Annotated in this window: 18 protein-coding genes and 2 tRNA genes; 5 read left to right on the top strand and 15 right to left on the bottom strand. The window is 55.2% G+C overall.

Features of this window, described 5'->3' with window-relative positions; all coding sequences use genetic code 11:
* The 6 genes from Q0903_RS09585 to Q0903_RS09560 all read right to left on the bottom strand — a co-directional run bounded on the left by Q0903_RS09585 (position 1) and on the right by Q0903_RS09560 (position 4,804).
* Positions 1-426 carry a glyoxalase superfamily protein gene (locus Q0903_RS09585; protein ID WP_299029544.1) on the bottom strand — a complete coding sequence of 142 codons (426 nt, stop codon included), beginning with the start codon at positions 424-426 and terminating at the stop codon, positions 1-3.
* A gap of 219 nt (positions 427-645) precedes the next feature.
* The gene (locus Q0903_RS09580; protein WP_299414864.1) at positions 646-1,449 is read right to left on the bottom strand and encodes a lytic transglycosylase domain-containing protein; all 804 of its coding nucleotides are present in this window, start codon (positions 1,447-1,449) and stop codon (positions 646-648) included.
* A 153-nt stretch (positions 1,450-1,602) separates the two neighbouring features.
* The gene (locus Q0903_RS09575; protein ID WP_299414862.1) at positions 1,603-2,046 is read right to left on the bottom strand and encodes a hypothetical protein; all 444 of its coding nucleotides are present in this window, start codon (positions 2,044-2,046) and stop codon (positions 1,603-1,605) included.
* A 157-nt stretch (positions 2,047-2,203) separates the two neighbouring features.
* Positions 2,204-3,613: a type I glutamate--ammonia ligase gene (gene glnA, locus Q0903_RS09570; RefSeq protein ID WP_299029549.1), complete on the bottom strand. Its 1,410-nt coding sequence runs from the start codon at positions 3,611-3,613 to the stop codon at positions 2,204-2,206.
* Positions 3,614-3,653: 40 nt separating this feature from the next.
* On the bottom strand, positions 3,654-3,992 hold the full coding sequence (locus tag Q0903_RS09565) for a P-II family nitrogen regulator (RefSeq protein WP_299029550.1): 339 nt from the start codon (positions 3,990-3,992) through the stop codon (positions 3,654-3,656).
* A gap of 290 nt (positions 3,993-4,282) precedes the next feature.
* A complete protein-coding gene (locus Q0903_RS09560; RefSeq protein ID WP_299029552.1) occupies positions 4,283-4,804 on the bottom strand; it encodes a Hint domain-containing protein in 522 nt (173 codons plus the stop codon).
* Positions 4,805-5,078: 274 nt separating this feature from the next.
* On the opposite strand from Q0903_RS09560, the gene Q0903_RS09555 reads away from it, so the two are divergent.
* Positions 5,079-5,162, top strand: a tRNA-Leu gene (locus Q0903_RS09555).
* Between the two features lie 419 nt (positions 5,163-5,581).
* Here Q0903_RS09555 and Q0903_RS09550 read toward each other — a convergent pair.
* Positions 5,582-8,950, bottom strand: coding sequence for a calcium-binding protein (locus Q0903_RS09550; protein WP_299414859.1), 3,369 nt, complete (start codon positions 8,948-8,950; stop codon positions 5,582-5,584).
* Between the two features lie 504 nt (positions 8,951-9,454).
* Complete coding sequence (locus Q0903_RS09545; protein WP_299029558.1) at positions 9,455-10,495, bottom strand: NADP-dependent oxidoreductase; 1,041 nt, start codon at positions 10,493-10,495, stop codon at positions 9,455-9,457.
* A 138-nt stretch (positions 10,496-10,633) separates the two neighbouring features.
* Between Q0903_RS09545 and Q0903_RS09540 the strand changes: the two genes are divergently transcribed.
* The gene (locus Q0903_RS09540; protein WP_299414858.1) at positions 10,634-11,419 is read left to right on the top strand and encodes an inositol monophosphatase family protein; all 786 of its coding nucleotides are present in this window, start codon (positions 10,634-10,636) and stop codon (positions 11,417-11,419) included.
* A gap of 14 nt (positions 11,420-11,433) precedes the next feature.
* On the opposite strand, the gene Q0903_RS09535 is transcribed toward Q0903_RS09540, so the two are convergent.
* The 3 genes from Q0903_RS09535 to putA form a co-directional block, all read right to left on the bottom strand.
* Entirely contained in the window at positions 11,434-11,793 is a 360-nt protein-coding gene (locus Q0903_RS09535; protein ID WP_299414856.1) for a GFA family protein, read from the bottom strand.
* On the bottom strand, positions 11,790-12,506 hold the full coding sequence (locus Q0903_RS09530) for a rhomboid family intramembrane serine protease (protein WP_299414854.1): 717 nt from the start codon (positions 12,504-12,506) through the stop codon (positions 11,790-11,792). The genes Q0903_RS09535 and Q0903_RS09530 overlap by 4 nt, the downstream gene beginning before the upstream one ends.
* A 248-nt stretch (positions 12,507-12,754) precedes the next feature.
* Positions 12,755-16,171 (bottom strand): bifunctional proline dehydrogenase/L-glutamate gamma-semialdehyde dehydrogenase PutA, encoded by a 3,417-nt coding sequence (putA, locus tag Q0903_RS09525; protein ID WP_299414852.1) that lies wholly within the window; start codon positions 16,169-16,171, stop codon positions 12,755-12,757.
* A 108-nt stretch (positions 16,172-16,279) separates the two neighbouring features.
* Here putA and Q0903_RS09520 point away from each other — a divergent pair, with 108 nt between their 5' ends.
* The 3 genes from Q0903_RS09520 (at position 16,280) to Q0903_RS09510 (ending at position 17,482) form a co-directional block, all read left to right on the top strand.
* Positions 16,280-16,756 carry an Lrp/AsnC ligand binding domain-containing protein gene (locus Q0903_RS09520; RefSeq protein WP_299029571.1) on the top strand — a complete coding sequence of 159 codons (477 nt, stop codon included), beginning with the start codon at positions 16,280-16,282 and terminating at the stop codon, positions 16,754-16,756.
* Positions 16,757-16,786: 30 nt separating this feature from the next.
* On the top strand, positions 16,787-17,341 hold the full coding sequence (locus Q0903_RS09515) for a tetratricopeptide repeat protein (protein WP_299414850.1): 555 nt from the start codon (positions 16,787-16,789) through the stop codon (positions 17,339-17,341).
* Between the two features lie 55 nt (positions 17,342-17,396).
* A tRNA-Leu gene (locus Q0903_RS09510) sits at positions 17,397-17,482 on the top strand.
* A 442-nt stretch (positions 17,483-17,924) separates the two neighbouring features.
* Here the strand turns inward: Q0903_RS09510 and Q0903_RS09505 are convergent.
* The 4 genes from Q0903_RS09505 to Q0903_RS09490 all read right to left on the bottom strand — a co-directional run bounded on the left by Q0903_RS09505 (position 17,925) and on the right by Q0903_RS09490 (position 25,360).
* On the bottom strand, positions 17,925-19,163 hold the full coding sequence (locus tag Q0903_RS09505) for a DUF6596 domain-containing protein (protein WP_299414848.1): 1,239 nt from the start codon (positions 19,161-19,163) through the stop codon (positions 17,925-17,927).
* A gap of 3 nt (positions 19,164-19,166) precedes the next feature.
* Complete coding sequence (locus tag Q0903_RS09500) at positions 19,167-19,526, bottom strand: YciI family protein (RefSeq protein ID WP_299029579.1); 360 nt, start codon at positions 19,524-19,526, stop codon at positions 19,167-19,169.
* A gap of 65 nt (positions 19,527-19,591) precedes the next feature.
* Positions 19,592-19,981 (bottom strand): MAPEG family protein, encoded by a 390-nt coding sequence (locus Q0903_RS09495; protein ID WP_299414846.1) that lies wholly within the window; start codon positions 19,979-19,981, stop codon positions 19,592-19,594.
* Positions 19,982-21,211: 1,230 nt separating this feature from the next.
* The gene (locus Q0903_RS09490; protein ID WP_299414845.1) at positions 21,212-25,360 is read right to left on the bottom strand and encodes a DUF4214 domain-containing protein; all 4,149 of its coding nucleotides are present in this window, start codon (positions 25,358-25,360) and stop codon (positions 21,212-21,214) included.
* Between the last annotated feature and the right edge of the window lie 391 nt (positions 25,361-25,751).

The raw sequence follows: 25,751 nt of genomic DNA, 5'->3' as shown, positions 1-25,751 counted from the left end.
CTACAACGGGCCGATCACCATATGAGGCTGCCCGTTCGAGGTTTTTTGCGGCGACTCACCGCGGGCGTTGATCGTTGTATTCACCTGCTGGCGCAGGGCGGTGAAATGTTCGGATTCCACCACATCAACAGGTTCGTCAAACCGCACGGTCAAGGACCAAAACCCAGATGAGGCAAGCCGCGCTGCTTTGATCACGCCCGTAAATGGATGACCGAGATAACGGCCAGAGGCGCGTTGCCCTGGGTGCCATTGTACCGCGCTTACGTCTGCTTTGGCGGCCAACGTGTTCCAGTCGCGCATGCCCCACTGGTGTGCCACAGTCTCAAGGGCTGCGGCATGGGTCATTTCCGTGCCATTCATGCTCAGATCAGCGCGCAGGCGCTTTGCCTGTGCTTTCAGAACGTCGCGGGAAGGTATTTGTGTCATGTTCATCACTCCAATACCGTGTGTCACAGGGGCCCGCATTGCCTAAAGACCACGTTTGGTGTGGTTGAGGACTTGGATATTCTAGACAGGACTTCACCAGATTGCGGACGGCAGGGGCCTGACCCTTGACCGGCAGATAGGCCCACAAGGCCTCAAACGCAAGACCCCGACCGCTTTTGCAAGGGTCGGGGTCAAGAGTGTGTTTATGCTGCGACGCTTTTAGCCGTCGATTTTGGCACCCATGATAGCGATCGCTTGCTGGTACACTGTGGCGGCATTCCACTGTTTGATCACTTTGAAATTCGGCTGCCCCTGCTGATAGCCTTGGCCGGGCTTCCAGCCTTTCTTGCGCAGGAAGTTGGCGGTAGAGGCCATTGCATCGGTCTGGTTATACAGGTCTACGCGCCCATCCCCGTTGCCATCGACGCCGTAACGCTTTGCATTACCGGGCAGGAATTGTGTGTGACCCAACTCACCGTGGGCGGCACCTTTTGTGTTGCCGTCGATGGTGCCCTGATCGACCAGCAACAATGCACCAATCGCATGGGGTTTGAAAAAGTCCGAGCGGCGGCAATCGTATGCCAGTGTGGTAATGGCCGAAACAACGCGGCTATTGCCCATGAACCCGCCAAAGCCTGTTTCCATCCCGTGAATCGCGAGCAGTACGCCCGCTGGCACACCATATTGTTTCTCGAGCGAGTTGTAGAAGCCTGCATTGCGCGCTTTGCGCTTGCGGCCCTGGCTTACGATGGTGTTGGCACCGCGCACCTGCATGAACTTATCAAGCGTGAACTTGAACGATTTCTGGTTGCGGTCGGCCTTGATGGTGGCTGTGGCGTATTTCGCATTTGCCAGCGCATTTAGTCCGCGTTGCCCAACGCCTGCTTTTTGTGCCTCTCCGGCAAAGGCGGCTTTCCATGCGTTAAAGCCGTTTGCGTTGTTGCCGCATTGCGCCGCAAACGCAGGGGCGGCAAGCGTTGCGGACAGGGCAAGCGAAAGTGTCAGTGTCTTTAAGGAGCGCATGTTCAAGTACCTCTGGTATGATAGTTTGGCGTCAGGTTAACCAAACCCGCCCAGATTGCCCAGCCTTCTCGCATCTTCGCATGAAACCAGATCGTTTTGACGTGACAACTGACGCTGGATCAGGGGTCGACCTTGGGCTTGATGTCCGAGCTGCTATTGCTCTTGCACCTGCTGGTTATAGCCGCGGTCATCAAACACAATGCCAGCTTTTTCAAGCATCTCGAAGGTTTCTTCTCGGGTGATTTCACCGCGCTCGTATTGGAATAGGATGCGGCTCATCTGGTAGTCATTTACCATTTTGCTGTCTTTGCCTACCAACTCGGAAATTGTTCCGGCCGTCTGTGAGATCGAGGCGAACATCTCGGAGCTTTTGGCCAGATAGCTGGTGCCAAAATATGCGGCTGCTGGCAGGCCCGCAAGGATCGCGATGCCAAAGACGATCATCTTGATTTTACTGCTGCCGCCGCGCTGAGGTAATGCTGGCTGCTTTTCCGCGCCGCCGTTGCTATAGTCAGGCAGGTCAAGCGCCGCAGGGCCACCAGCGTCAACGCGTTTGCTTTCAAGGTTTGCGAGCCGCTCTTCAAAGCTGGTAGCCATTCTAGTTCCCTCCTGAGACACATGGCCCGACTAGACCATTCAGACCTGACACCTACACGCGGATCTTGGCAGAAATGCGGGGCGAACTGGAGGATTTCATGAATAAAGGCGCACCCCTTGCAGGATGCGCCCTCTGTTCGTGTCGAGAAATGTTGGCTTAGCAGCTATAATACATGCCGAATTCAACGGGGTGAGGTGTGTGCTCGTAGGTGTGCACCTCTTCCATTTTCAGTTCTACATAGCCTTCGATCTGGTCTTTGGTAAACACGTCACCCGCCAGCAGGAAGTCCATGTCTTTACCCAGCTCGTCCAGCGCTTCGCGCAGGGAGCCGCAAACCGTTGGGATACCCGCCAGCTCTTCGGCGGGCAGATCGTACAGGTTTTTGTCCATCGCTTCGCCAGGGTCGATCTTGTTCTTGATGCCGTCCAGGCCTGCCATCAGCAGTGCTGCAAAACACAGATAGGGGTTTGCGGCGGGGTCTGGGAAACGTGCCTCGACGCGCTTTGCCTTGGGGCTTTCTGTCCACGGGATACGAACACAGCCCGAACGGTTGCGGGCAGAATAGGCGCGCAAAACGGGTGCTTCAAAGCCTGGAATCAGACGCTTGTAGCTGTTCGTGGACGGGTTGGTGAAGGCGTTGAGTGCCTTTGCGTGGGACAGGATGCCGCCGATAAAATAAAGTGCTTCCTGAGACAAGTCAGCGTATTTATCGCCTGCAAACAATGGCTTGCCGTCTTTCCAGATCGACATGTTCACGTGCATGCCCGAGCCGTTGTCGCCATAAATAGGTTTTGGCATGAAAGTTGCGGATTTGCCGTAGGCATGTGCCACGTTGTGGATCACGTATTTGTACTTCTGCAGCTCATCAGCTTGCTCGGTCAGCGAGCCAAAGATAAGGCCCAGTTCGTGCTGGCAAGAGGCAACCTCATGATGGTGCTTGTCGACCTTCATACCCAGACGCTTCATCGTGCTGAGCATCTCGGCGCGCAGGTCTTGGGATTCGTCCGTTGGGTTGACGGGGAAGTAGCCGCCTTTGAGGCCAGGGCGGTGGCCCATGTTGCCCATTTCATAGTCCGTATCGGTATTCCATGAAGCATCAGACGCGTCTACCTCGTAGGATACTTTGTTGATGCTGTTGGAGTATTTGACGTTGTCGAACAGAAAGAACTCGGCCTCTGGACCCATATAGGCCACATCACCAATGCCGGAAGACTTCAAATAAGCTTCTGCTTTTTGTGCAGTGCCGCGTGGGTCACGCTCATAGGCTTCGCCCGTGTCAGGCTCTACAATGGAGCAGTGGATGCAGATCGTTTTCTCGGCATAAAAGGGGTCCACATAGGCGGTGGAGACATCAGGCATCAGCTTCATGTCGGAAGCTTCAATCGACTTCCAGCCTGCGATGGAGGATCCGTCAAACATGAAGCCTTCTTCCAAAAAGTCCTCGTCGACCAGATCGTTTACGATGGTGACGTGCTGCAATTTACCGCGCGTATCGGTAAAGCGGATATCGACGTATTCGATGTCCTCATCTTTGATACGCTTGATCAGGTCTGCATTTGCGCTCATGGCGATGTCCTTTTACTTTCGAGTGGTCAAATATGGGTGTTTACAGGGCGTCTGAACCGGTTTCGCCGGTCCGGATGCGGATTGTTTGTTCGACGGGCGACACAAAGATCTTGCCGTCCCCGATTTTCTCGGTCTTTGCGGCGGCCACAATGGCTTCGATCGCTGCATCGACCTGATCGTCATCAAGGACAATCTCAACTTTTACTTTGGGCAGGAAATCAACGACATACTCGGCACCGCGATAAAGCTCGGTATGGCCTTTCTGGCGGCCGAAGCCCTTGACTTCGATAACAGAAAGCCCCTGCACACCGACGTCCTGAAGGGCTTCCTTCACCTCGTCCAGTTTGAATGGTTTGATGATCGCTTCGATCTTTTTCACCGATGTGCCTCCCCTTGGTGTATTTCCACTCTCGTCATTTCACTACGTCAGGGGGGAATCCAGATAATGAGGTTGAAGCGGAGAGCTTCCTGTCGGGAAACATTGCCTGATGCACACAAATTAATCAGATAGCTTAAAAATCACGCACAAATGAATCGCGTTTTCAAGAGAGGGTGCCGTTGGCTCCAGAGGCGCGCCCGTCACACAGGGTTTTCTAGCGTGCGATCCTATTTCAGCACAAAAAGCCCCCGGAAAATCGGGAGCTTTTTGGTAGAGACAAGATGTTAGGTTTAGGCGGCGTGCAGAACCTGCCCGCGTGCGCGTGCGCCATCCGCAGTGCTCACTTCGAGGCCATCTGCATACAGGATGTGTGGCCCATCACAGAAGATCTGGAACAGTGTCTGTTCCTGCATGCCGAGGTCGCGAATGAATTCACCGTCAACCAAAGTGCGTGCCGCAACCAGAGCGCGATCAGCGCCGAACAGTGCTTGCGCGCGCCAGTCGCGTATCAGACACATCTGATCGCCTGCCAGCGTCGCATCGCGCTCGGGCCGCGTATGGCCCAGCGATCCTGCCGCCAGCGCAATCGTATGCACCTTGCGCGTTGTGCGCTGGATGTGCTCGACCCGCGCAATTCCGCTGTCGCGTGTAATGATTTTGTCACCGACACTTATAAATTCGACAGGCATTTCGCCTTCGAGTGTCAGCAATGTGGTGCCTTGCAGCAAACCCGTATCACGGGTTGCATAAGGCGCGTAGTGGCCCGTTTGTGGAGTATCTCCACCAACGCGCCCGACCGTTTTCGGTTTCATGGGCGTCTCTTTTCTTGTCTATACCTGCCTCAGGTTATTCATGAGAATATGACAAAATGAAGTTAATGTCTTGCCCTTTTTGCGCATCAGCCCCGGATATCCATTAAATTCCGTCAAAGAGAGCATTCGGCAGCTATCAGGACCGCAAAGTCTGTTGCGACATTATGAAGGCGATGGGCGAGAGGGCAGGGCGGCCGACAGCGTCTAAAATCATACCACCAAAGCAGAAGACCCGCATTGACACCGCCCACGCCGACAGTATGAAGGCAACCATGCGGGTGTGGCGGAATTGGTAGACGCACCAGATTTAGGTTCTGGCGCCTATGGCGTGGGGGTTCGAGTCCCTTCACCCGCACCACTCTAATCATTCAGTCAAGAATATCGGCGAAAACGGGTGCTTTGATTGGCGGGCTTGGGTCTGCGGTCTTGAGTTTGCGATGTGCCATGGTCATTGATCAGGGCTTGACGGTGCAACGAAGCGGCATTCGCCGACATCAGCGTAGGTGAGGGCGCTGCAAACAGGAACGCGGCGCACAGATCCGAGATGGTTCTTTCATTGCTCTACGAAGCGGTTTCTGGGTCAGTTGAGTGAGCTTTTGTGGCGCGCCTACAAGCAATTCGCACTCCTTTGCAGGGTGCAGTTCGATCAGCGGCAACAACAGCTCTGTAAAAAGTTGGTCGAAAACGCTTGGTTTTCTGATGCATCGAAAGCACCCGATATTCATCGGATGCTCTCATTCTGTTTGCGTCTGACGGGGCCAGAACGCCTGTTACAGATTATACGAAGGTGAAGTCCGCAAAATCAGTGAGCGTTGCTCCAAGCAGTGTGATCGAATCTGTCGTGCCGTTCACGTTAACAACTGTGTTGTTGCCGGTTGTGTCCAGCGTCAGATCTGCCGCAGTAAATCCGCGCATGATCAAGTCATCGAAGTTATTCGTGAAACCCGTTACCGTGTCATTCCCAAAGCCGGCGGCAAAGATAAAATCATCCGGACCGATGCCGCCCAGAATACGGTCATTGCCCGCGCCACCCGTAATGGTGTCTGCACCCAGATTCCCAAATATCTCGTCCGCGCCGCTGCCACCGTAGATAACATCGTCGCCGTCGCCAGCCATGATGGTGTCGTTATCATTGCCGCCGGAGATGGTGTCGTTGTCATCACCGCCAAGCAGGCTATCCGACCCGCTGCCGCCTGAAATGCTGTCGTTCCCGATGCCGCCGTCGATGAAGTCTGCGTCGGCCTGTCCCAGCAAGGTGTCAGAGCCATTGCCCCCTAGCAGGGTGTCATTTTCGGAGCCGCCCAGCACAAGATCGTTACCAAGGCCGCCATCTAGGCTATCCGTGCCGACACCGCCGGTCAGGCTGTCATTGCCTAAGCCGCCAATCACTGTGTCCGACCATGCCCCACCATCTAGGCTGTCTGCGCCGCCGCCGCCATCCAGCAAGTCGTTGCCAATGCCGCCGAAAAGGGTGTCGTTCCCCGTATCGCCAAACAGATTATCAGACCCCATGTCGCCAAAGAGCAGATCATTATTTTCGCCGCCCGAGAGGGTGTCGTTATTACCACCACCTCGCAGCATGTCATTGCCTACGCCGCCATCGAGGCTGTCCAAACCATCACCCCCAAGCAGGGTATCGTTACCGGTGCCACCCAAAAGCGTGTCCGAAGCACTGCCGCCCTCCAGACTGTCCGCGCCGCTGCCACCGCTGAGCGTGTCATTCCCGATCCCGCCAGAAAGGGTATCGTTGCCAGCGTCGCCCAAAAGGCTGTCAGAGCCACCTTCGCCATTTATCAGGTCATTGTTGGAGCCGCCTTGAATGGTATCGTTATTACCACCGCCAAGAAGAGTGTCGTTGCCCGAGCCACCATTCAGGCTGTCTGCGCCACTGTCGCCCAAGATACTGTCGGCGCCTTTGCTGCCAAAGATGGTATCGGACCCTTCACCGCCTTCGAGTGTGTCGCTGTTGCCGCCCCCGATCAGCAGGTCAGCGTCATCGCCGCCATAGAGGACATCCATGCCGGTACTACCGCGCAAGGTGTCCGCACCATCAAGGCCATAGACAGTGTCATTGCCTTGTCGAGCATTGATCGTGTCATCCAACGCGGTTCCTGTCAGGTTGTCGTCTCCCAAAGAGGGCAGGCCAAGCGCCATGAGCTGGGCATCGCTGGCATCGCCTTCGGTGATGATGACATCGTATGCGCCTGTGCGGTACATCCCATCCATCTCTAACGTGACGTACCCTGTGTAATCGGCCACGAAAGTTATCGTCGTCGTCGTGGGGTCGTCGGATATCTGGGCATACATCGTCTCGGCCAACCGCAGGTCGGTCATTCCGTCATACGTGCTGTCGCCGTGCGGATTGCCCGAGCCTGCGGGCACATAGGTGGTATCAACACCCGGAATACCGTCTGAGCTGTACCCTTCTACGAAGGTGCGGCCGATGCTTGCGTACTGCGAACCGATCGTTGCGATGAACGTATAGGATTTTCCCGCCTCTACGCTGACTGCGAAACCGTCTTCGTCGTTAAAGCCGTCAGACAGTGCCGATGTCACAACATCCAGTGCGAGAGGAGACACGAGCGCGGAATACATGCTTGCACGGTCATCTGCGAAACCCTCGGTCACGCTGAATGTGTATTCGCCCCAGTAAGGTGTGCGCGTAAAACGTGTTCCATCCGCGTTATACCCGGTGAACGCATAATAGTCGTAGTCGACCCAGAACTCGACGGTCGCGTCCTGCAAAGCTATAAATTGATAAATCTGCTCGCCCGTGTTGATTGAATAGTTCTGCGCCCATCTGATGATATTATCGCCTGAAAGATAGGGCTCACTTGTGCCGAGGAAGATGCTCTTTGTGTCTTTGACCCAGCTGTCGGGCGTCATTGCAACCGAATACGCCTCTCCCTGCACGATATCAAAGGTATAGTGGTCGCGGTCACTGGGCCAGATTTCCTCGGTTATGGATGCACCGACTGCGATTTGGGTGGCTGTTGCAAGATCGTCTCCGACCCCGTCGAATATCTCGGTGATCGTTACATCGACCTGATCATTTTCCATGAAACTACGCACGTAGAATTCAAAGTCGGTGTCGGCATCCAGTACATCCGTGACAACGAATGAATGCCCGATACCGTCAAACGTCCTCAGCGACGAGGCATAGCCTTGCGCTTCTACATTTGCGGGGGCCTCTACGCGTGCAAAAACACCTTCGGTCCGAATAGCATAGCGCGAACCGGCAACACCGGCAAATTCGAACCAGTGTTCGCGCGCAACAACACCCCCGATCTCGATCTGGTGGGTTGTATCCAAAGTAAGTGCAACGGCTGATGTCTGGTCAATTCCGCCGTCGGGAGTGAAACTGCCCAAGTCCGCGATCTGAAATTCGTAATCCTGATCGGTGTAGATCTCGAATTCGGTTGGGCCGTTATACTTGTCACCCGTCGATACGGTGACGGTATAAGCTCCGGTGGTATCGACGGAAAATTCAAGGGCGCCGTCGTAATTCACATACGAGGGCGAATCCCACGCTACATATTGCGTCCCGTCAGCGGTTTCGATCTTTATTTCGAACTGGCCGTAAAACCCGTCAGGCGCATCGAGAAAGTTAAGCGAGTAGAGACGCCCTGATGTGAGATTTAGCGAGAAGACATCCTGATCTAGTCCATAGTCGACGGCACCGGTTACCGATTGCCCGACAGTGATCGCTGTTGGCGCACCCGAATAGTCATCGGGCGCAGTCGCAAAGCGGTCCTCCTCCAGTGCGTAATCTGATAGGGAAATGGTATAGTCGCCAGTAAAACCGGTAATCGCCGCATATGTTCCTGCTACGCCAGCATCGTTAGTTCTCAGCGACAAAAGATAGTCGGCAAAACCGTTGCTCCCTGCCTCAAAGGTCGCGATCTTTTGATACTTGCGGAATGATGTGCCTTGCTCAATCTCGAAGTCATAGGCGACATCGCGGTATATGACGATGCGTGCGCCTGTCAAATCGTCTGGTGATGTGACGTTAAGAATACCGTGCTGAAAGGCGCTGTCGCCCAGTCGGATCCAGTCGACGTCGGCATCACTGCTCAAATCGCTTGTAAAGCTCTGATTAAAAGTTGCCGAGGCGGTGGTCTCGAAGGTGTCTAGAACGTCAGGCAAATTATGTACTCCCAAATCATTAATCACGACTAGGGCAGTTGACGTTATGTTTCAAGGACAAGGGGTTACATTGTGTAGCAGCCTCGCGGTAAGCTGGACAGGCGTTGCATTTAGGTGCCAAGTAACGTCTGGTGAAACACCGCTGCGGCACTCAGAGCGCGGCACTATAGCTAAGGTTGCGGTTATCCGTGCAAGCGGACATTGCTGGCGCGTCAGCATCCACCGTTTTTGCGCTGCCCGGGATGCATGCCTTTGTGTTGCTCAAAAGGCTGACCTAGCGGGAGTTGCCCATCTATTAAAATGAACACATGCCTTTTGCCGGTAATTCTGTCGCTAAAGGCCGTATCCATGCTTGGCGTATTCACCTGATCCGAATGCTAAGCACGCATTCGCGGTGTCTGGGGCATGTTGCAGCGCAGCTTGTTTGTTTAGTTGGTTATCGGGCCACTTCTTTTTCGCAAAGCAAGTGCCGCGCCACCCCGAGAAGGGCAGCGCGGGGGAATATTAGATAACCTTCACGATGGCTTTGCCCGTGTTGCCACCTGTAAGCAGTTTGATAAAGGCATCTGGGGCGTTTTCCAGCCCTTCGGTGATGTCTTCTTGTACCTTGACGCGACCATCGGCGATCATGGGACCAACAGCTTTGTGGAAATCGCCCATGCGGTTCCAGTGGTTGGAGATGATAAAGCCGTGCACACTCAGGAAATTTACGAGGATCGTGCGCCAGAGCTTGGGGGCGGTAAGGCCTTTCTCGATTGCATCCGCGCCAAGGCCGCCTTCGTTATACCAAGAAATCATGCCGCAGACGGGTATGCGGCCGAACTGGTTCATGAGGGGAATGACTGCCTCCAGCACTTTGCCGCCGACGTTTTCAAAATAGATGTCGACGCCTTTTGGTGCGGCTTCTTTGATAGCTTTGCGCAATTCGGAGGCTGTCTCATAAGCGTGGTGGTCAAGACAGACGTCAAAGCCGAAATGCTCAACAGCTGTTTTGCATTTCTCTGGCCCACCTGCGATGCCCACCGTGCGCAGGCCCATGGATTTGGCAACCTGACCCACCATAGATCCCACAGGACCAGTGGCCGCCGCAACGACAAGTGTTTCGCCGGCTTTTGGCTTGCCCAGTTCGGTCAGGCCGTACCACCCTGTCAGACCAGGCATGCCCAGTACACCCAGCGCATAGGTGATGGGGGCGGTGTCGGGGTCGATCTTGGCCAGCCCAGCAGCAGGGGCAACCGAGTGTGTGGCCCAGCCAAAGCCACCCATCACAAATTCGCCAACCTCGAAGCCGTTGGCATTGGATGCGATGATTTCGCCCACCGAACCGCCTTCCATTTTCCCATCTACGGGAATGTTGGCGGCATAGGATTTTGCATCGTCCATCCGGCCACGCATATAGGGGTCCAGCGACATGTAGTGCACACGCACCAGCACTTCTCCATCGGCTGGCTGGGGCACAGGATGCTCTTCCAGACGGAAATTTTCGGGCGTTGGCGCGCCGTCGGGGCGGCTGGCGAGGACGATTTGTTTCATCATATCGGACATTGTTTTCTCCCTTTGGTTTGCGCCAGCGTACCGCAGTCGCACAAGGGTACAAGCGGCACGCTGCGTCACGGCCCCTTGGCTTTCACTCTGCTACGTCCTAAGAGGGCGGAAACCCAAATCCGAGAAGGCCGTTTTGACATGGTAGGCAGTGCAAATCTTAACATCATGATCAAGGCCGCGCGCAAAGCGGGGCGCGCGTTGGTCAAAGACTTTCGTGAGGTCGAGCAGCTTCAGGTTTCGATGAAGGGTGCGGGCGACTTTGTGAGCCGCGCAGACATCAATGCCGAAAAGTTGCTGAAGGACGAGTTGCGCGGTGCGCGCCCGACCTATGGCTGGATCGCGGAAGAAGGCGGTGCGGAAGATGGCGAAGACCCTACACGCCGCTGGATTGTAGACCCGCTGGACGGAACAACGAATTTTCTACATGGGCTACCCCATTGGGCTGTATCCATCGCGCTTGAGCATAAAGGGCAAGTCGTGGCCGGTGTTGTTTTTGATGCCGCCAAAGACGAAATGTTCTTTGCCGAAAAAGGGGCTGGCGCGTGGCTGAACGAAAGCCGCTTGCGCGTTTCGGGACGTGGCAAAATGATCGAGTCGATCTTTGCCACAGGTATTCCATTCGGCGGGCGCTCGGACTTGCCAGCCACATTGCAGGATCTGGCGCGACTGGCCCCCGCCTGTGCGGGTGTGCGGCGCTGGGGATCGGCGGCGCTGGATTTGGCCTATGTAGCCGCGGGTCGCTATGACGGCTTTTGGGAGCGGCGCCTGAACGCCTGGGACCTCGCTGCCGGCGTGATCATTGTGCGCGAAGCAGGCGGGCTGGTTGAGCCGATCAATCCGCGCGGTGATGTCTTGCAGGACGGCGAGATTATCGCGGCCAACGAGGCGATTTTTACCAATTTCTCCAAGATTGTACGCGGCTAGGGTTAGACGCCTCTTTAGGGAATATCTTTGCCATCACGCCATGGGATCGGTTCATAATCCGGCGGGTGTGTATCTGCAATGCAACCGAGATTGACGCCGCTTATAAGTGGGTTGGAAAACCTCTGATGGTGCGTATAAATCCCGCAAATCTTGCAAAAATAATGTTTGGCCCTGTGCGTGCCAAAGGTATAAAGCCCGAGATTTTCGGCTCCTTTGGTGATTTTGAGTGTTGCGGATAGTACATCGATATTCGCGGCCTGCCTTCTCTTGCAAAAAGAACAATCGCAGCGTGCGACACTGGCAAAACCTTCGGGCGCATGGCCTCTGAGCGCAACAGCGCCACAGTGACAAGTCGCGGTTATTTCAAAGCTCATTTGCGTTTTACCTTTGGCATTCCGTATCTGGCGGGTGGATGGGGCGGATGACCGGCGGTTGCACGCCAAAAGGCAGGCCCGCCAAGCGATAGCCAAAGCGGTACAGCCAACAGCAGACCTGCGATAAAGCCCCCTGAATGGGCCCAGTAGGCCACACCGCCTGTTGCTGGTGTGGCACCGATGCCGCCGATGAATTGCATGGCAAACCAGACCATAAGCATGATCCATGCGGGGATGGGGATAATCCTGACGAAAAACAGGATGTCCACCTGCGCTTTGGGAAACAGCAACAGATACGCCCCCATAACCCCCGCGATCGCACCTGAGGCACCTACAGTGGGGATGAAGGACGTGGAATCGGCCAGAACATGGGCGTAGCCAGACAGCGCCCCAGTGATCAAGTAGAACCCGAGGAAGGGGGCATGGCCCATCTTGTCCTCGACGTTGTCTCCGAAGATCCACAAAAACAGCATGTTGCCTGCCAGGTGGAGCAGTCCGCCGTGCAGAAACTGGGAGGTAAGGAGGGCGCTGTATCCGTCCCCCTCCATCACACGGCGAGGCAGCAGCGCCCAGTCGTAGTAAAACTGTGCTAAGGCGCGCTCATCTCCAGAGATGGGCAGCATGCTGAGGAAGATGCCAATGTTGGCGGCCATCAACGCATATGTCATGTAAGGCACGCGGCCCGAGGGGTTATGATCGCGGATGGGGAACATCGGTTCAACGTGTGGGATCGGGCGGGCAGGGTCAAGAGGGGATACAGCACGTATCGCCGCGACCGTGCGGACACGCTGTCGCGTGGTTGGACAATAGGTGCTTGGGGCGGGCGTGAGCCAGATATTGTGCCGGTGGCGCAGGTGGTTAGGGCTGGATTGAGTTTAGTGGAAAAATAAAGAAGTCGATTGTTTCAATCTGTGTAAGCAGGAGTGGAGCCAGCCCGTTTTGCGGGGCTGGCTTTGGCGTTTCAGGCAGAGGCGCCAAGGAGGGCTGCGTTGCCGCCCGAGGCTGTCGTATCCACGCAGACATGGCGTTCCTGTCGCACGCGGGCGGTATCGGGCAGACCACGCAACAGCGGGATGATCGGACCTTTGCGCTGTGCCAATGCTTGGTCGTACCGGCGTGCAATGTCCTCATCGCCCCACCACAGGACGCCCCCGAAGTCGGGGCCTGTTGTGAGTGCCTCCGGCGCAATGGCACCTGTTGCCACGACCGCGACGCCGCCCAAAGCTTCGACAGCGCGCTTTTGGGCCGCTGCGGTGTCGGCTGTGGGGCCAGCGCAAAGGATTGCTGCGCGCGGCAGGGTGGAGAGGCGGTTGCTCTCTCCTGTGGGGCCAGGCAGGGAGACGGTGTCAAGGATCTGGGGTTGGTGGGCGGGCAATGCTGGCAGATCGGCCGATGTGTCCCATGCGGTGGATGGCTCTGCCAGATCGGGGGCGGAGAAGCGGGGCAGGTAGTTGGGACCGCCTGCTTTGGGGCCTGTGCCCGAAAGACCTTCGCCGCCGAAGGGTTGCGAGCCCACGATGGCACCGATCTGGTTGCGGTTGATATAGATATTGCCTGCCTCGATCCGTTCGGAGACATGCTGCACGCGGTCGTCGATGCGGGTGTGCAGGCCAAATGTGAGGCCATAGCCTGTGGCGTTGATCGCGTCGATGACGCTGTCAAGTTCGTGGGATTTGAAGGTTGCGATGTGCAGAACGGGGCCGAAAATCTCGCGCTCCAGATCGCTGATCGCTTTGACGCGCAAAATTGTAGGCGCGATGAAGGTGCCGTGATCGGGGGTGGGAAGCTCGGCGATGAGGCGGCCCTGCGCGCGGGCGGCTGCGATGTGATCAGCAATACCTTTGCGGGCTGTCTCATCAATGACTGGACCCACATCGGTCCGCAGGTGCCATGGGTCACCAAGCTGGAGCGCCTGCATCGCGCCGATCAGCATTTTCTGGAAGTCTTCGGCAATGTCTTCTTGTACATAGAGGCATCTCAGGGCTGAGCAACGCTGGCCTGCGGATTGGAACGCGCTCTCCACGATTGCTTGCACCGCCTGTTCAGGGAGAGCGGTTGAGTCCACGATCATGGCATTCAGGCCGCCGGTTTCTGCAATGAGTGGCGTGCCGGGAGCGCAATGATCGGCCATTGCTGAACGGATGCGCTGGGCTGTGGCCGTTGAGCCTGTGAAGGCAACGCCCCCGATGCGTGAATCGGAGGTAACAGCGGCACCGATATCACCGCCGCCGGGCAGCAGTTGTAGTGCGCTGAGAGGAACACCGGCATCGTGCAGAACGCTGATCGCCATATGGGCGATCAGGGGCGTCTGTTCGGCAGGTTTCGCTAGGACGGCGTTGCCTGCGGCGAGTGCAGCGCTGATTTGGCCCAGAAAGATCGCGAAAGGAAAATTCCATGGCGAGATGCAGGTGAAGATGCCTGCGGGGGGCATGTTGGTGGCCTGCGCGGCATAGTAGCGCAGGAAATCGACCCCTTCGCGCAATTCGGCCACGCAGTCCGGCAGGCCTTTGCCTGCTTCGCGGGTGAGCAAAGCGAAGATTTCGCCGTAGCGATCCTCATAGATGTCTGCGGCGCGCAGCAGGGCGGCGCGTCGAACATCCAGCGGTGCATCCCACGGCGCTGCAGCGTCGAGAGCTTTGGCTACATCATCAAGGGTCGCGTTATGTACCGTGCCGGGAGAGGTGCCAAGTCCGGTAGGGCAAGTGACGTCAATCGCGGACGTGCCTGTCGCATCGCCAGCAATCAATGGGGCAGCGGCCCATGTGTGGCTGGCAAAGGGTGCGCGGGCTGCTTCGATCGCTGTCAGCGTTGGTGTGTGTGTCAGGTCGAATCCGCGTGCATTGGCGCGCAGCGGGCGGAAGATCTCGGGGCCTTTGGGGATGCTCGGGACCGATTCTGCCAATCTTGCGAAAGGATCTGCGGCGACTTCTTCAGGCGCTACGTCTTCGTCGACGATCTGGTTGACGAAGCTGGAGTTGGCACCGTTTTCGAGCAGGCGCCGGACAAGATAGGCCAGCAGATCTTTGTGCGCGCCTACAGGCGCGTAAATTCGACAACGGCTGCCGTGTTTCTTCATTACAATATCGTGCAGTGTCTCGCCCATGCCGTGCAGGCGCTGGAACTCATATGTTTCTTTATCCTGTCCCATGTGCAGAACGGCGGCCACTGTGTGAGCGTTGTGCGTGGCAAATTGGGGATAAATGCGGTCTGTCATGCCCAGCAGCTTGCGGGCATTCGAAATATAGCTGACGTCGGTTGCGGCCTTGCGGGTAAAGACGGGAAAACCGTCGACGCCTTCGACCTGTGCGCGCTTGATCTCGGTGTCCCAATAGGCGCCTTTGACGAGGCGAACCATGATCCTGCGGTCGTGGGTTTCGGCCATCTGGTAGAGCGTGTCGATAGCGGCGGCGGCACGGGGGCCGTAAGCCTGTACGACAACGCCGAAGCCATCCCAACCCGCCAGCGCAGGCTCGCCCATCACCGCGTTGATTACGTCGAGCGAGAGGCCGAGGCGGTCTGCCTCTTCGGCGTCCACATTGAGGCCCATGCCAGCAGATTTGGCCAGTAGGCACAAGGCGCGCAGGCGCGGGACCAAATCGCGCATGACCAGCTCTTCTTGGGCCACCTCATAGCGCGGGTGCAAGGCCGACAGCTTTACAGAAATACCGGGGTTTTTGCGGATATCGTCATGCGTACAACCACGCGCAATCGACGAGATCGCATCGGAATAGCTCAGGTGATAGCGGCGTGCGTCGGCCTCGGTGCGGGCAGCTTCGCCTAGCATGTCGTAGGAATAGGTGAAGCCTTTAGCCTCCATCCCTGCGGCGCGCTTCATCGCCCCTTTGATATCTTCACCCAGCACAAACTGGCGGCCCATTTCCTTCATGGCGCGGGCCACGGCAGTGCGGATCACAGGCTCGCCCATGCGTTTGATTGCGGCGCGCAGGTGGCGCACGGGGCCCGGTTGTTCGTCATCCAGAACGCGGCCTGTCAGCATCAGCGCCCATGTGGAGGCGTTGACCATTGTAGATGTAGAGTGGCCGAGGTGGCGGCCCCAGTCCGAGGGCGCGATTTTGTCTTCGATAAGGGCGTCCATCGTATCGGCATCGGGCACACGCAGCAGGGCCTCTGCCAGACACATCAGGGCGACACCTTCGTCAGTGGACAGGCCGTATTCGGCAAGGAACACTTCCATCATGCCAGGCGCTGTAGTGCCGCGAATGTCGCGCACGAGGCTTGCTGCGGCGGTACTGATCGTTTCGCGATCATCCGCAGTGAGCGCTGCCGTTGTTATCAGCTGCTCCAGCACCTTGTCAGGATCACCGTAGGTACCTGCATCAATGCCAGCCCGAAGGGAGAGGGAAGTGTCACGCGCCATTTGATCGCTCCATCACTAAATTTTCACTAGTATATCGCATGTATGAAAGGCATGTTCACTGAAGATGGCTCAATTGCAGGGCGTTTTGATCTAAATAGGAGCGAAAACATGGCGCAAAACACTTCTGATCTGGATCAATTCGATCAAGCGATTCTGGGCACGCTGGCCGAAGACGGGCGGATCAGTATTACCGACCTAGCCAAGCGGATCGGTCTGTCCAAATCTCCCACCCAAGCGCGGCTGCGGCGGCTGGAGGACAGTGGTGTGATATTGGGATACCGCGCGATGCTGAACCCGATCCGGTTGGGGCTGGATCATGTTGCCTTTGTCGAGGTGCGTCTTACAGACACCCGCGAGGCTGCACTGGCTGCGTTTAATGCTGCAGCCGCGCGCGTGCCGCAAATCGAGCAGGCGCACATGATCGCGGGCAATTTTGACTATCTGCTCAAGGTGCGCACCCGTGACATGGCCAGCTACCGCGCATTTTTGGGCGATACAATTTCGGCACTGCCGCATGTGGGGTCCACCTCGACTTATGTCGCCATGGAGGCTGTCAAAGAAGTGATGTTGTCCGAGGGGGCTTGACGCCTAGCCTAAATGCGCCACCCTTGCTCCATGCGTATTTTGCTTGCCTTGGCCCTGATGGCCGGACCCGCCTTTGCCTCTGACTGCCCAGAGCCTGCCGATGTGAGCAGTGAACTGGAAAGTCTGTTTACCCAAGCCCAAGAGGCGCGTGATTTCACAGAAGGCCGCGCAGCATCTGACGCAATGTGGGAGGTCTGGCTACGCGCGCCGGATGAGGCAGCCCAAGCGGTGCTGGACCGCGGCATGGAAGCGCGTAACAGCTTTAACTTCGAAGGGGCGCACCGTGCCTTTACGCGGCTTATCGACTATTGTCCCGAGTATGCGGAGGGATGGAACCAACGCGCCTATATTAGCTTTCTGCGTGAGGACTACGCAGCCGCGCTGACGGATCTGGACCGCGCATTGGAGTTGCAGCCCCGCCATGTCGCGGCGCAGTCGGGCAGGGGGCTGACCTTGATGAATTTGGGTCGGATTGCCGAGGCACGCAAACAGATGCTGGCGGCTGTAGCCAACAATCCTTGGCTGTCCGAGGCGGCCCTGCTGGCAGAGGGTGCGCCGCTGGGGCCGGTTGGCGAAGACATTTGAGATATTTACACCACCTGCGCGCAAGCTATGGTGCGCTTAGGGGTGACCCTCGCGTGCGGGCGTGGTGGAATGGTAGACACACCAGACTTAAAATCTGTTGGGCGTATGCCCGTGGGGGTTCGAGTCCCCCCGCCCGCACCATTTACTATTTTCCCTCCTAGGTGCTGCAACGCCTCGACAGGATAAGTGGCTGCTGAGGTTCAAACAGCCATTTTTCGGGTTCCTGTGAGCTTTGCTAAAATCCTAACCTGAGTATGGTTCTCCATACGCGGTTATCACCTTTTTCCCATATTTTATAAGGCCTTGTCTGAAATCGGGTTGAGGGTTTGAACATTTCTGCAAACGGGTGCAAGGGATTGGAGATTTGCGCGAAAAGACCTTGTGTATCTGCCTTTTCCAGCTCCGGTTCAGAAACCGGCGCTCTTATGAATTGAACAGCTTAGTGTTGTTTTCGGCCTGAACAAATCGTTCAAGCAGGTTAACAGATAGTTGTGCGGGCATCGCGATCTTTAGCGGTTTAGATACCCACCATGCTGCAACGGGACTGTGACCGCACCGAGAAGAATCTGTTGAGGTCCAGACCTCAAGCCTGTGAGTTGCGCAGATGTTTCAATTTGTTTTGAAGAAACAACCGATCAGCATCTGTTGGCGCGCGGTTTATCGCTTCAGCGTAGGCTTGGGCTGATTTTTTCGGTTGGTTGAGTTTGCGCAGTATGCTCGCGCTTGCTGCATGCCACGGTTGGAAGTCACCCAAAACGTCCTTCAGCTCGTTTAGTTTTTGCAAAGCCAATTCTGGTTGCCCGGTCTCGGCCAGAACAACTGCCCAATTCAGTGCAACGACGGGCGTCGGCTCAAACCGCCACAGCGATTGGTAAAGCAGCAACATTTGCGCCCAGTCTGGTGCGGGCGTTTCCATGTGGCAATCCGCAATTGCGGCTTTGATTTGGAACGCGCCAGGTGCGCGCCTTTCAACGGCGCGGGCCAAAAGCTCTTGCCCTTCGCGCAGTAATTCTGCGTCCCACAAGGCGTGGTCTTGCTCTGACACTGGTACCGTTGCCCCGTCGTTTGACACGCGGGATTTGTTGCGCGACTGGGTCAATAGCATTAGCGCCAACGCCCCTTCGACTTCAGGGTCCTCTGGTTGAAGCTGGTTTAGCAGGCGCATCAAGAACAGACCCTCAAGGCAGAGGTTGCGTGGGCCGCAATCACGAGAGACATAGCCAGTTGTGAAGATCAAATAGAGCGTTGATAAAACCGTGTTTAGGCGTTCGCCTCGTTGCTCGGGCTCGGGTACGGCAAACCCGATGCCTTTTGATTTAATCTTTGCTTTCGAGCGCGACAGGCGCTGGCCCATGGTGGTCTCGTTATCCAGAAACGCATCCGAAATTTCGCGCGTGTTGAGGTTGCAGACTGTGCGTAGGGTCAAAGCAATTCGTGACTTTTCTTCGAGAGCGGGGTGGCAGCAGGTAAAAATCAGCCGCAACCGTTCGTCGGGGATTTCTTCGGTGGCGTGCATGGTATGTTCATCTTCTATGATCAGGCTCAGGTCTTGTCCTTTTTGACCTTCGCGTTTCGCTTTGCGGATCCGATCAATCCCTTTGTTAAAGGATGCTTTCATCAGCCAAGCTGTTGGATTATCAGGTATTCCCGAGCGACCCCAGTGGCCAAGAGCCGAGATTGTTGCGTCTTGCAGCGCGTCTTCAGCGAGTTGAAAATCGCCCAGCCGGGATACCAATCCAGCCATAAGCCGCCCCCGATCGCTGCGTATGACGTCATTGACGGCTTTGTTGACTGCGATGGCTTTGGGGGCGGCGTTACTCATGGGTTATCCTGCTGGATTGTAGTCCATTAGAGGGCGTACCTCGATTGTCCCAAAGTTCGCGGAAGGCAACAAGGCCGCGTATTTGAGTGCAGCATCAAGGTCCGGCACATCGACGACATAATAGCCGCCCAAATGCTCGCGCGTCTCGGCAAACGGGCCATCCATCGTTTCAACTTTCCCGGATTTGATCCGCAGAGATGTGGCGGTTTCAATACCTTGCAAACCCTCGCCGCCCGCAAGCACCCCATCGGCCTTCATCTTTTCGTTGGCGGCAAAAAAGCCTCCCATCATGGCGTCAAATTCCGGTGTCCCGTATGTGGGTTCTTCAGAAGGGTTATTATAAATCAAGAGCATATATTTCATTGGTTTTTTCCTTTGGTTAGAGTTGAGATAGTCAGGTTCAGTACGAGAGTTTCAGTTCGGGTGAGTTACAAGCCGAGGATATTTACGCCCAAGCAAACCATGATGTTCAAGGCTGCCAGAATGTTGGTGCCATTGCCGACATAGCGCAAAGGGTGCCCTGCATTGTCGATCTTAAGCCCGAACGGATGGGCGATGCGGCCAATCAGAAGCAACGCTCCCGAAATATGGATGTAGAGGCCGGGTGCGCCCATGCCTTCTGCAAGGATCATCATAATCAGAATGAAGCTGCTCCATTCGACACAGTTCCCATGCTGTCGGATTCGTTGCAGTAAATTTACATCGCCATTGTCGCCGATCGAAATGCCATTGTTGCCTCGGTATGAGGTCACTCGAAACCAAAGGGCAAGGGTGATGACTGCAACGGCGAGGGCGTAGATTGGTGTGACTGTGAACATTGTAAGATTTCCTATTTTTGCGTTTTGATACCTCTAGGACGCTTGCCATTCCGAAATTTCGACACGTGGTTGAAAAAATCCCACCCTTTTTTCAAAGGTTGGTGAGAAATCAGGATAAGATTCTGTAAATAAATGGAATTTTTAATTGAAAAAACAACGCCAGCCTTTCGTGAAGCTGGAATAGTTGAAAATTACCGACCATTTACGGAATCGAAGATGCAAAAACTCAAGAGAGATCAGCTGGCACCGGCAGACCGAGCACGGTTTTGGAGCCAAATCTGGTGGTGGCGGACCAGTGTAGACGGCGCAACACTGCTCAAACTGAGCCTATTTCTGGCATCAGATGGGGCGCAGAAGTGTTAGCCTGTGGTTGTCGTTGTAGAAGAGGAGGGCGGGTCAGTTATGGAATATCAAACTTGCCTGCCATTCGCGCATTTCGTCCCGCTTGGGCCAGAGGCCGCATTGTTGGGCAGATAGTCAGTGCAGCATTCCGCTGCTCTCGATGACGGCTTTGCGGGACAAAACATACCCTGCGGTTCGCTGCACGAACGATTGCTTTGAAAATGTAGAACTAGGTATGAAATCAACTTAGTGACCAGCATCATTGGGTCAAAAACAACGGGTCTTTCAACACAATCAGCCCAAGCTGCTTTTTTCCGAGAGTAGGGCTCATGTCCCCTCGCATAACGTGGAGAATAAGTACGCCAATATGCTGCGGACAGATATTAAGTCACTCGACCCAAGGGGAGCCTTTCTTCCGATGTTTTCGTTCAAGGAAAGCTAGAGTGATCGATAAGGAAATATTGAGTGGTGTCAGATGGCGGGCATCGCGGGTGATCTGTGTTGCAAGGCTCCTCCCGCTCAGCACGGCGCATCTGGGAATAGATCGTCAGCGTACGACGAAAAACCTTGTTCAATGCACTTATTTGTAGATTTTACTGTGGGATAGGTCCCCCCATGCAGCATCTGGTGTGAGCCAGTTGTAATAAACTTGCCATTCTCCAAGCCTCTAACGCGCATTGCGCAAGGTGCCTGATTGATGTGTCGCTTTAGACATGGGGGGTTACCCCCCCATGAAAAAATACGACTAGGAAAGTCATGTCGTCTCAGGGTCTCATCCCGCAAAAATAGCTGCGATTTGGCAGGAAGGCAGTGCGCTGCACTAGCTAAAAAAGCAGCTCAGGTTCATCCGGAGAGCATCATATTGTCGATTGGGGCCAGCTGCTACGTTCAGAACGCGAACATCGCATCGTCAAGGGCCGAAAGGCTTACGTTCTTTAAGATAACTTCCAGATCATCGTATTCAAACACAACTGAATCCCCGTCTTGCCGCATCAAGTCTTTGATGCTGGACACATTGTCGAAACGGAAGCGGCTGAATTCCAAGGTGTCCCAAGGCTCCAGATCGTGAACCGTTTTGGTTCCCTCATCAAACTCCCGAAACACAAACCGGTCTGCCAATTCTCCACCAAAAAGATGGTCGTTGCCGCTACTGCTTTCCAACTGATCGTCTTGGGCAAATCTACGCATCCAATCGGTAACCTCGGCGCGGGTCGCGTTTATGAATTCTGCGCTTTGGGAAAACCCGCTCACGACCTTTTCTCTTGAGAGCCCGTCTTCCAAGCTTATCAACCAGTTATCAAGGCCCGCGCTGTCAGGGGCGCGTTTGAGGACGTTCTGATAGAGGAGGGTTACAAACCCCGTATCGTCCAATGTTCCATAAACCCTCTGGAATTCGGCGCTATTGACGAACCCGCCGACGATGGTTTCGAACGACGCACCATTCGCAAGGGTGCTGGCCCAGCTCTTTAGGCCTCCCAGATCGGGGGCGCGCCCAAGCGTTGCTTCGTACAAGCGATAGACATCATCCGTCCAGTTGGCCTCCGTGCGCTGCGCTAGAAAGGTATTCAATTCGGCCCGCGTCGCGTTCTTCATCTCGGCACTTTCGGAGAAGCCCAAAACAACCTCGGCCCTCGACAAACCTCTGTCGATGTTCTCTTTCCACTGCGCCAATCCCGCATCGTCTGGAGCGCGGTCCAGTACATTATTGTACAGAAGCGAGATGAAATTGGTATCGTCCAAAGCGCCATAAACATTTTGGAATTCCCGACTGCCAACAAAACCATTCGTGATTTCCAAAAGATCCTGCGACTGTTCGAACAGTTGCGCGGTCCATCCTGCGTGCCCTTGGGTATCGGGCAGCCGGTTCAGCGTCGCCTGATAAAGCCGGAAAATTTGCCCTGCGAGATCCGAGACGGTCGCGATCTGGATGCCATCGCCATACAGGATATCGTCATTGGAACTCCCCTCCAATACGTTGCCGTCGCCTGTACCGGTAAGGGTACCGCCTTTTAAACCAAGGCCAAGCTCTTCGCCAATTCTACGCGCCGAACTGGTGATGGTTTCAGTGTTGCCATATCCGTCCGTATGCGTGGCGCGCACACTGATCAAAGAGCCAACGTAGTTTGACCTGACAAAGAAATCAGGAAGTCCGGATATGCCGATATCTTCACCGTCTATCATCCACTGGAATTCAAATTCCCCAAGACCGTCTATGTCTGCCAAATCTGAAATATTCGCTGTAATCGTTTCATTTTGTGCAACAATACCGTCGATAGATAAAACTCCTGTTGTGACAGAGTTTTCCTGATAGCTGACGGCGTAGCGGTTGGATGTATCGACATCGAGAACCGCCAAATAATATGTACCAGTCGTCGGTGCTGTCATCGAAACTGTCGCTGGTTCAGAGCTTGCACTTCTCACGCCATTGATGATGTCACCACTGGCATCATAGATGCCAAGCGTGCCGCCGAGATCTCTGCCGTCGCCCTCCAGCCTGAAGCCGTATTGAAGCTCTGCTGTCATCTCGATTGCGACCCAATCGCCTTTACCGTCGTCGGGTGGGGCAGGATCATCATCGGCCCTTAACAACGTACCAACGAAAAACTCCCTTTCGCCCAAGGCGTATTGCGTTTCAATTCCTTCTGCGGCGTCCTCTAGTTCAACGATATCTCCGGCCAAATCTTCCTGAGAGTACTGAACGCGGTATTGGCCTTCCGCGGCAGAACCATCTATCCCGAGAAAGTAAGTTCCTGTACGGAGTGCGGTGCCGGAAATCTCTGCATTGGCAATGGGGAGCGACCTTGCATTTTGATATGACACAATGCTTCCGAACTGGTCATAAAGCGTGATGTCCGCGCGCTCGTTATCGCTTTCGATCGTGAACCTGTATTCTTCGCCAGCGGTTAGATTGACCTTGATCCAGTCCCCATAAGCGTTTCCGGCTGTCCCATTATCGTCATCATCGTACCCTCCTGTACGTGGTGATCCGATTGCATTCAGGACCCCCTCGAAAATTGTGTCCGGGGCCAATGTGTAGATGGTAGATGTGCCCGCGACCGCGTCAACAAGCTCTCTAATCACACCTGTAGACGCAATTTCATCAAAGCTCAGTCTGTAGTCTGAAAACCCGCTGGTGGTCCCGTCCTCGACTGTGATGAAATACGTACCGCTTTCTACCGCCGTTCCGGCGATGTTTTGTCCTACCCCGTCAAAGTAAGCATTGTTGGTCGCAACGATGCCACCCAGCGCATTGCGCAGGGTCAACTCGCCAGTAGCAATCCGGCTTTGGGTGGTTTGGTAGGTGAAGCTGTAGTCTTGGTCTTGCTCAAGTTCTACCTTGATCCAGACCTCGTTTGGCGAGGAAATATTGACGTGCCCTGCATAGGTCTGTCCTGGCAGCAAAGACAGGTCCGTTTCAATTGAACCATCCGTTTCAAACAGCTTCACAAATGTGTTGGAGAAGGATGTTTCCTCCAGCGACAGCTCATAAGAGACCTGCCGCGAACGACCATCCACAGCAACAAAATATGTGCCGCCTGCCATAACGGTTCCTTCGGCAATGGTGCTTGCACCACCGTTCGACTTACGGTCGTTTTGCTCGCCGATCAGGTTGCCCCTGTCATCGTAGAACAGGAGATCAAAGTCGCTACCGGCCGCGTTGGATACTTCAAACCGGTAGTTGGCCCCTCCTTCCAATTCGACCTCGTACCAGTCGGCTTTGTCGCGGACAGGCGCGCGGTCGTTAAACTGGATCGTTCCCGAAACCGTCTGACCAGTGGCAAGTGTTGCCCCTTTCTCTGCGGCAGCATCCGCATCCGTATCGAACCTATCGGCAAGCACTGCGCGCCCGACAACCGGTTGTTCGGGAACGACAGACGCAAGGTCAGTCCCCCATACGCCCTCAGACAACTCGTCCGCTTTTGCTAGCGCGTCCCTTAGCAAGCGTTGATAACCTGCAATTGTCGAGGTGAGCGCTGTGAGGTCTTCGAACCGCTCAATTTCCTCAAGCCATGGTGCCTTGGCCCGAATAGCCAAAGCATCCGAAATTGTCCGGCCCAGCTCTGCAAAGGCAACAACACCCCCACCCAGCTGCCCGCCAATTTTGAAAAAACCAACGGCCGTCGTCATGATGTTTGCAGCCAGATCAACGGATTCGTACCAGTTCAATAGGTCTGCATCCGCCAGAAACTTGGCAGAAACCTCGGACAGATCAGGATCGGCCTGGGCCGAATTTATATCGAACCAATTGTCGACCAGATTGACCAATTGCCCGACAAGTGCGGCCAGATCCAGCATGATGGAATATGGCCCAAAGTCTGGAACAGAAGCTGTGACTTTCAGGAAGTCGTTGACGTCTTTTTGAAGCTCTGTCAGCTCTTGAAACACAGGAGAGTCGACGCCGATCCAGTTGTCGGGATTGCTCCCTCCAAAGCTGCCGGAAACCGCCCCGCCGATGCCTGCAAGCTTCTCAAAGACAGACTTGAGCAGTGCGCCGCCTTCAACAAGCTTTGTGGCAGAAAGTACAAGCGAAGGATCTGACGCCTTCAGGACCCCCTCGACCTGCGTGACAGAGATACCTTTCACAAAGTTATCTGCATTGTCCGCAATCGCTTTGAGCCCACCCAAACCAGCAACAGCACTTTCATAGACTGCGGTCGAAAACCCAGAAATGAATTCCCACGCAAAGGAAAATTGCGCGCGAATACCCGAATAACCGGCACCTGCATTTTCAAATGTATTATCAATCGCAGACTGAAGCTGCGCCTCGGATAGAAGAAACCCGGCATAGTATTGCGGGTCGGCAGCCTCTAGGTATCCAGCAAGAGTTTCCGCATCAGAGGAAATCTGGAAGCTGCGATCGGTGATTTGTGCAACGGTTTCAATGTTATAGGTAAAGTCAAACACATCTATGCTAGAGTCGAAGAAGTTTCCCGCACCCAAAACGGTTCCATCCAATCGCGCAATAGTGTCGGCGACCTCGTCAGGCAGCATCTCGAAATTGGTTGTTATGTAGTCGTTCAGATGTGCCCTGAGCATAGTAAGTCCTTTGACGCGGCCGATGATTGTCGTTGAGAAATGCCCATCATATCTCTCTTCAAAAGGCAATCTCTCAACCCATTCTGAGGAAAGGATTATTTCTATTGTGTTCCTAAACACCTCCTCTTTTATGGCTAGGGTTTTCCACTAGACTTCTCTGAACCGGCAGGGGGGGCACGAACGCGAAAGAGCGTCGAAGTCCTCGGATGCGCAGAAGGCGTTAACAATCAATCAGAGCGATGACGGGATGATGGCGGTCGAGACCTGTCGCAACGCAGGCTCAAATGCATACGATCCCTAATCGCCTGGCGGCCTAGCGATTTGTCTTGCCACAAGCGCCACCGGCGCCGCGAGGTCGTCCGATTTCTGCTGTCCGTTGACTGTGTTTACC

This window comes from uncultured Sulfitobacter sp. (genome assembly GCF_947502895.1).
GTDB lineage: Bacteria > Pseudomonadota > Alphaproteobacteria > Rhodobacterales > Rhodobacteraceae > Sulfitobacter.
The sequence above is the reverse complement of the archived record's forward strand: the minus strand, read 5'-3'. Positions and strand labels throughout refer to the sequence as shown.

Coding starts and splice junctions, on each gene's coding strand:
- Q0903_RS09585 (WP_299029544.1), bottom strand. CDS start 426: ATGACACAAATACCTTCCCGCGACGTTCTGAAAGCACAGGCAAAGCGC.
- Q0903_RS09580 (WP_299414864.1), bottom strand. CDS start 1,449: ATGCGCTCCTTAAAGACACTGACACTTTCGCTTGCCCTGTCCGCAACG.
- Q0903_RS09575 (WP_299414862.1), bottom strand. CDS start 2,046: ATGGCTACCAGCTTTGAAGAGCGGCTCGCAAACCTTGAAAGCAAACGC.
- glnA (WP_299029549.1), bottom strand. CDS start 3,613: ATGAGCGCAAATGCAGACCTGATCAAGCGTATCAAAGATGAGGACATC.
- Q0903_RS09560 (WP_299029552.1), bottom strand. CDS start 4,804: ATGAAACCGAAAACGGTCGGGCGCGTTGGTGGAGATACTCCACAAACG.
- Q0903_RS09545 (WP_299029558.1), bottom strand. CDS start 10,495: ATGTCCGATATGATGAAACAAATCGTCCTCGCCAGCCGCCCCGACGGC.
- Q0903_RS09540 (WP_299414858.1), top strand. CDS start 10,634: ATGGTAGGCAGTGCAAATCTTAACATCATGATCAAGGCCGCGCGCAAA.
- Q0903_RS09535 (WP_299414856.1), bottom strand. CDS start 11,793: ATGAGCTTTGAAATAACCGCGACTTGTCACTGTGGCGCTGTTGCGCTC.
- Q0903_RS09530 (WP_299414854.1), bottom strand. CDS start 12,506: ATGTTCCCCATCCGCGATCATAACCCCTCGGGCCGCGTGCCTTACATG.
- putA (WP_299414852.1), bottom strand. CDS start 16,171: ATGGCGCGTGACACTTCCCTCTCCCTTCGGGCTGGCATTGATGCAGGT.
- Q0903_RS09520 (WP_299029571.1), top strand. CDS start 16,280: ATGGCGCAAAACACTTCTGATCTGGATCAATTCGATCAAGCGATTCTG.
- Q0903_RS09515 (WP_299414850.1), top strand. CDS start 16,787: ATGCGTATTTTGCTTGCCTTGGCCCTGATGGCCGGACCCGCCTTTGCC.
- Q0903_RS09505 (WP_299414848.1), bottom strand. CDS start 19,163: ATGAGTAACGCCGCCCCCAAAGCCATCGCAGTCAACAAAGCCGTCAAT.
- Q0903_RS09500 (WP_299029579.1), bottom strand. CDS start 19,526: ATGAAATATATGCTCTTGATTTATAATAACCCTTCTGAAGAACCCACA.
- Q0903_RS09495 (WP_299414846.1), bottom strand. CDS start 19,981: ATGTTCACAGTCACACCAATCTACGCCCTCGCCGTTGCAGTCATCACC.
- Q0903_RS09490 (WP_299414845.1), bottom strand. CDS start 25,360: ATGCTCAGGGCACATCTGAACGACTACATAACAACCAATTTCGAGATG.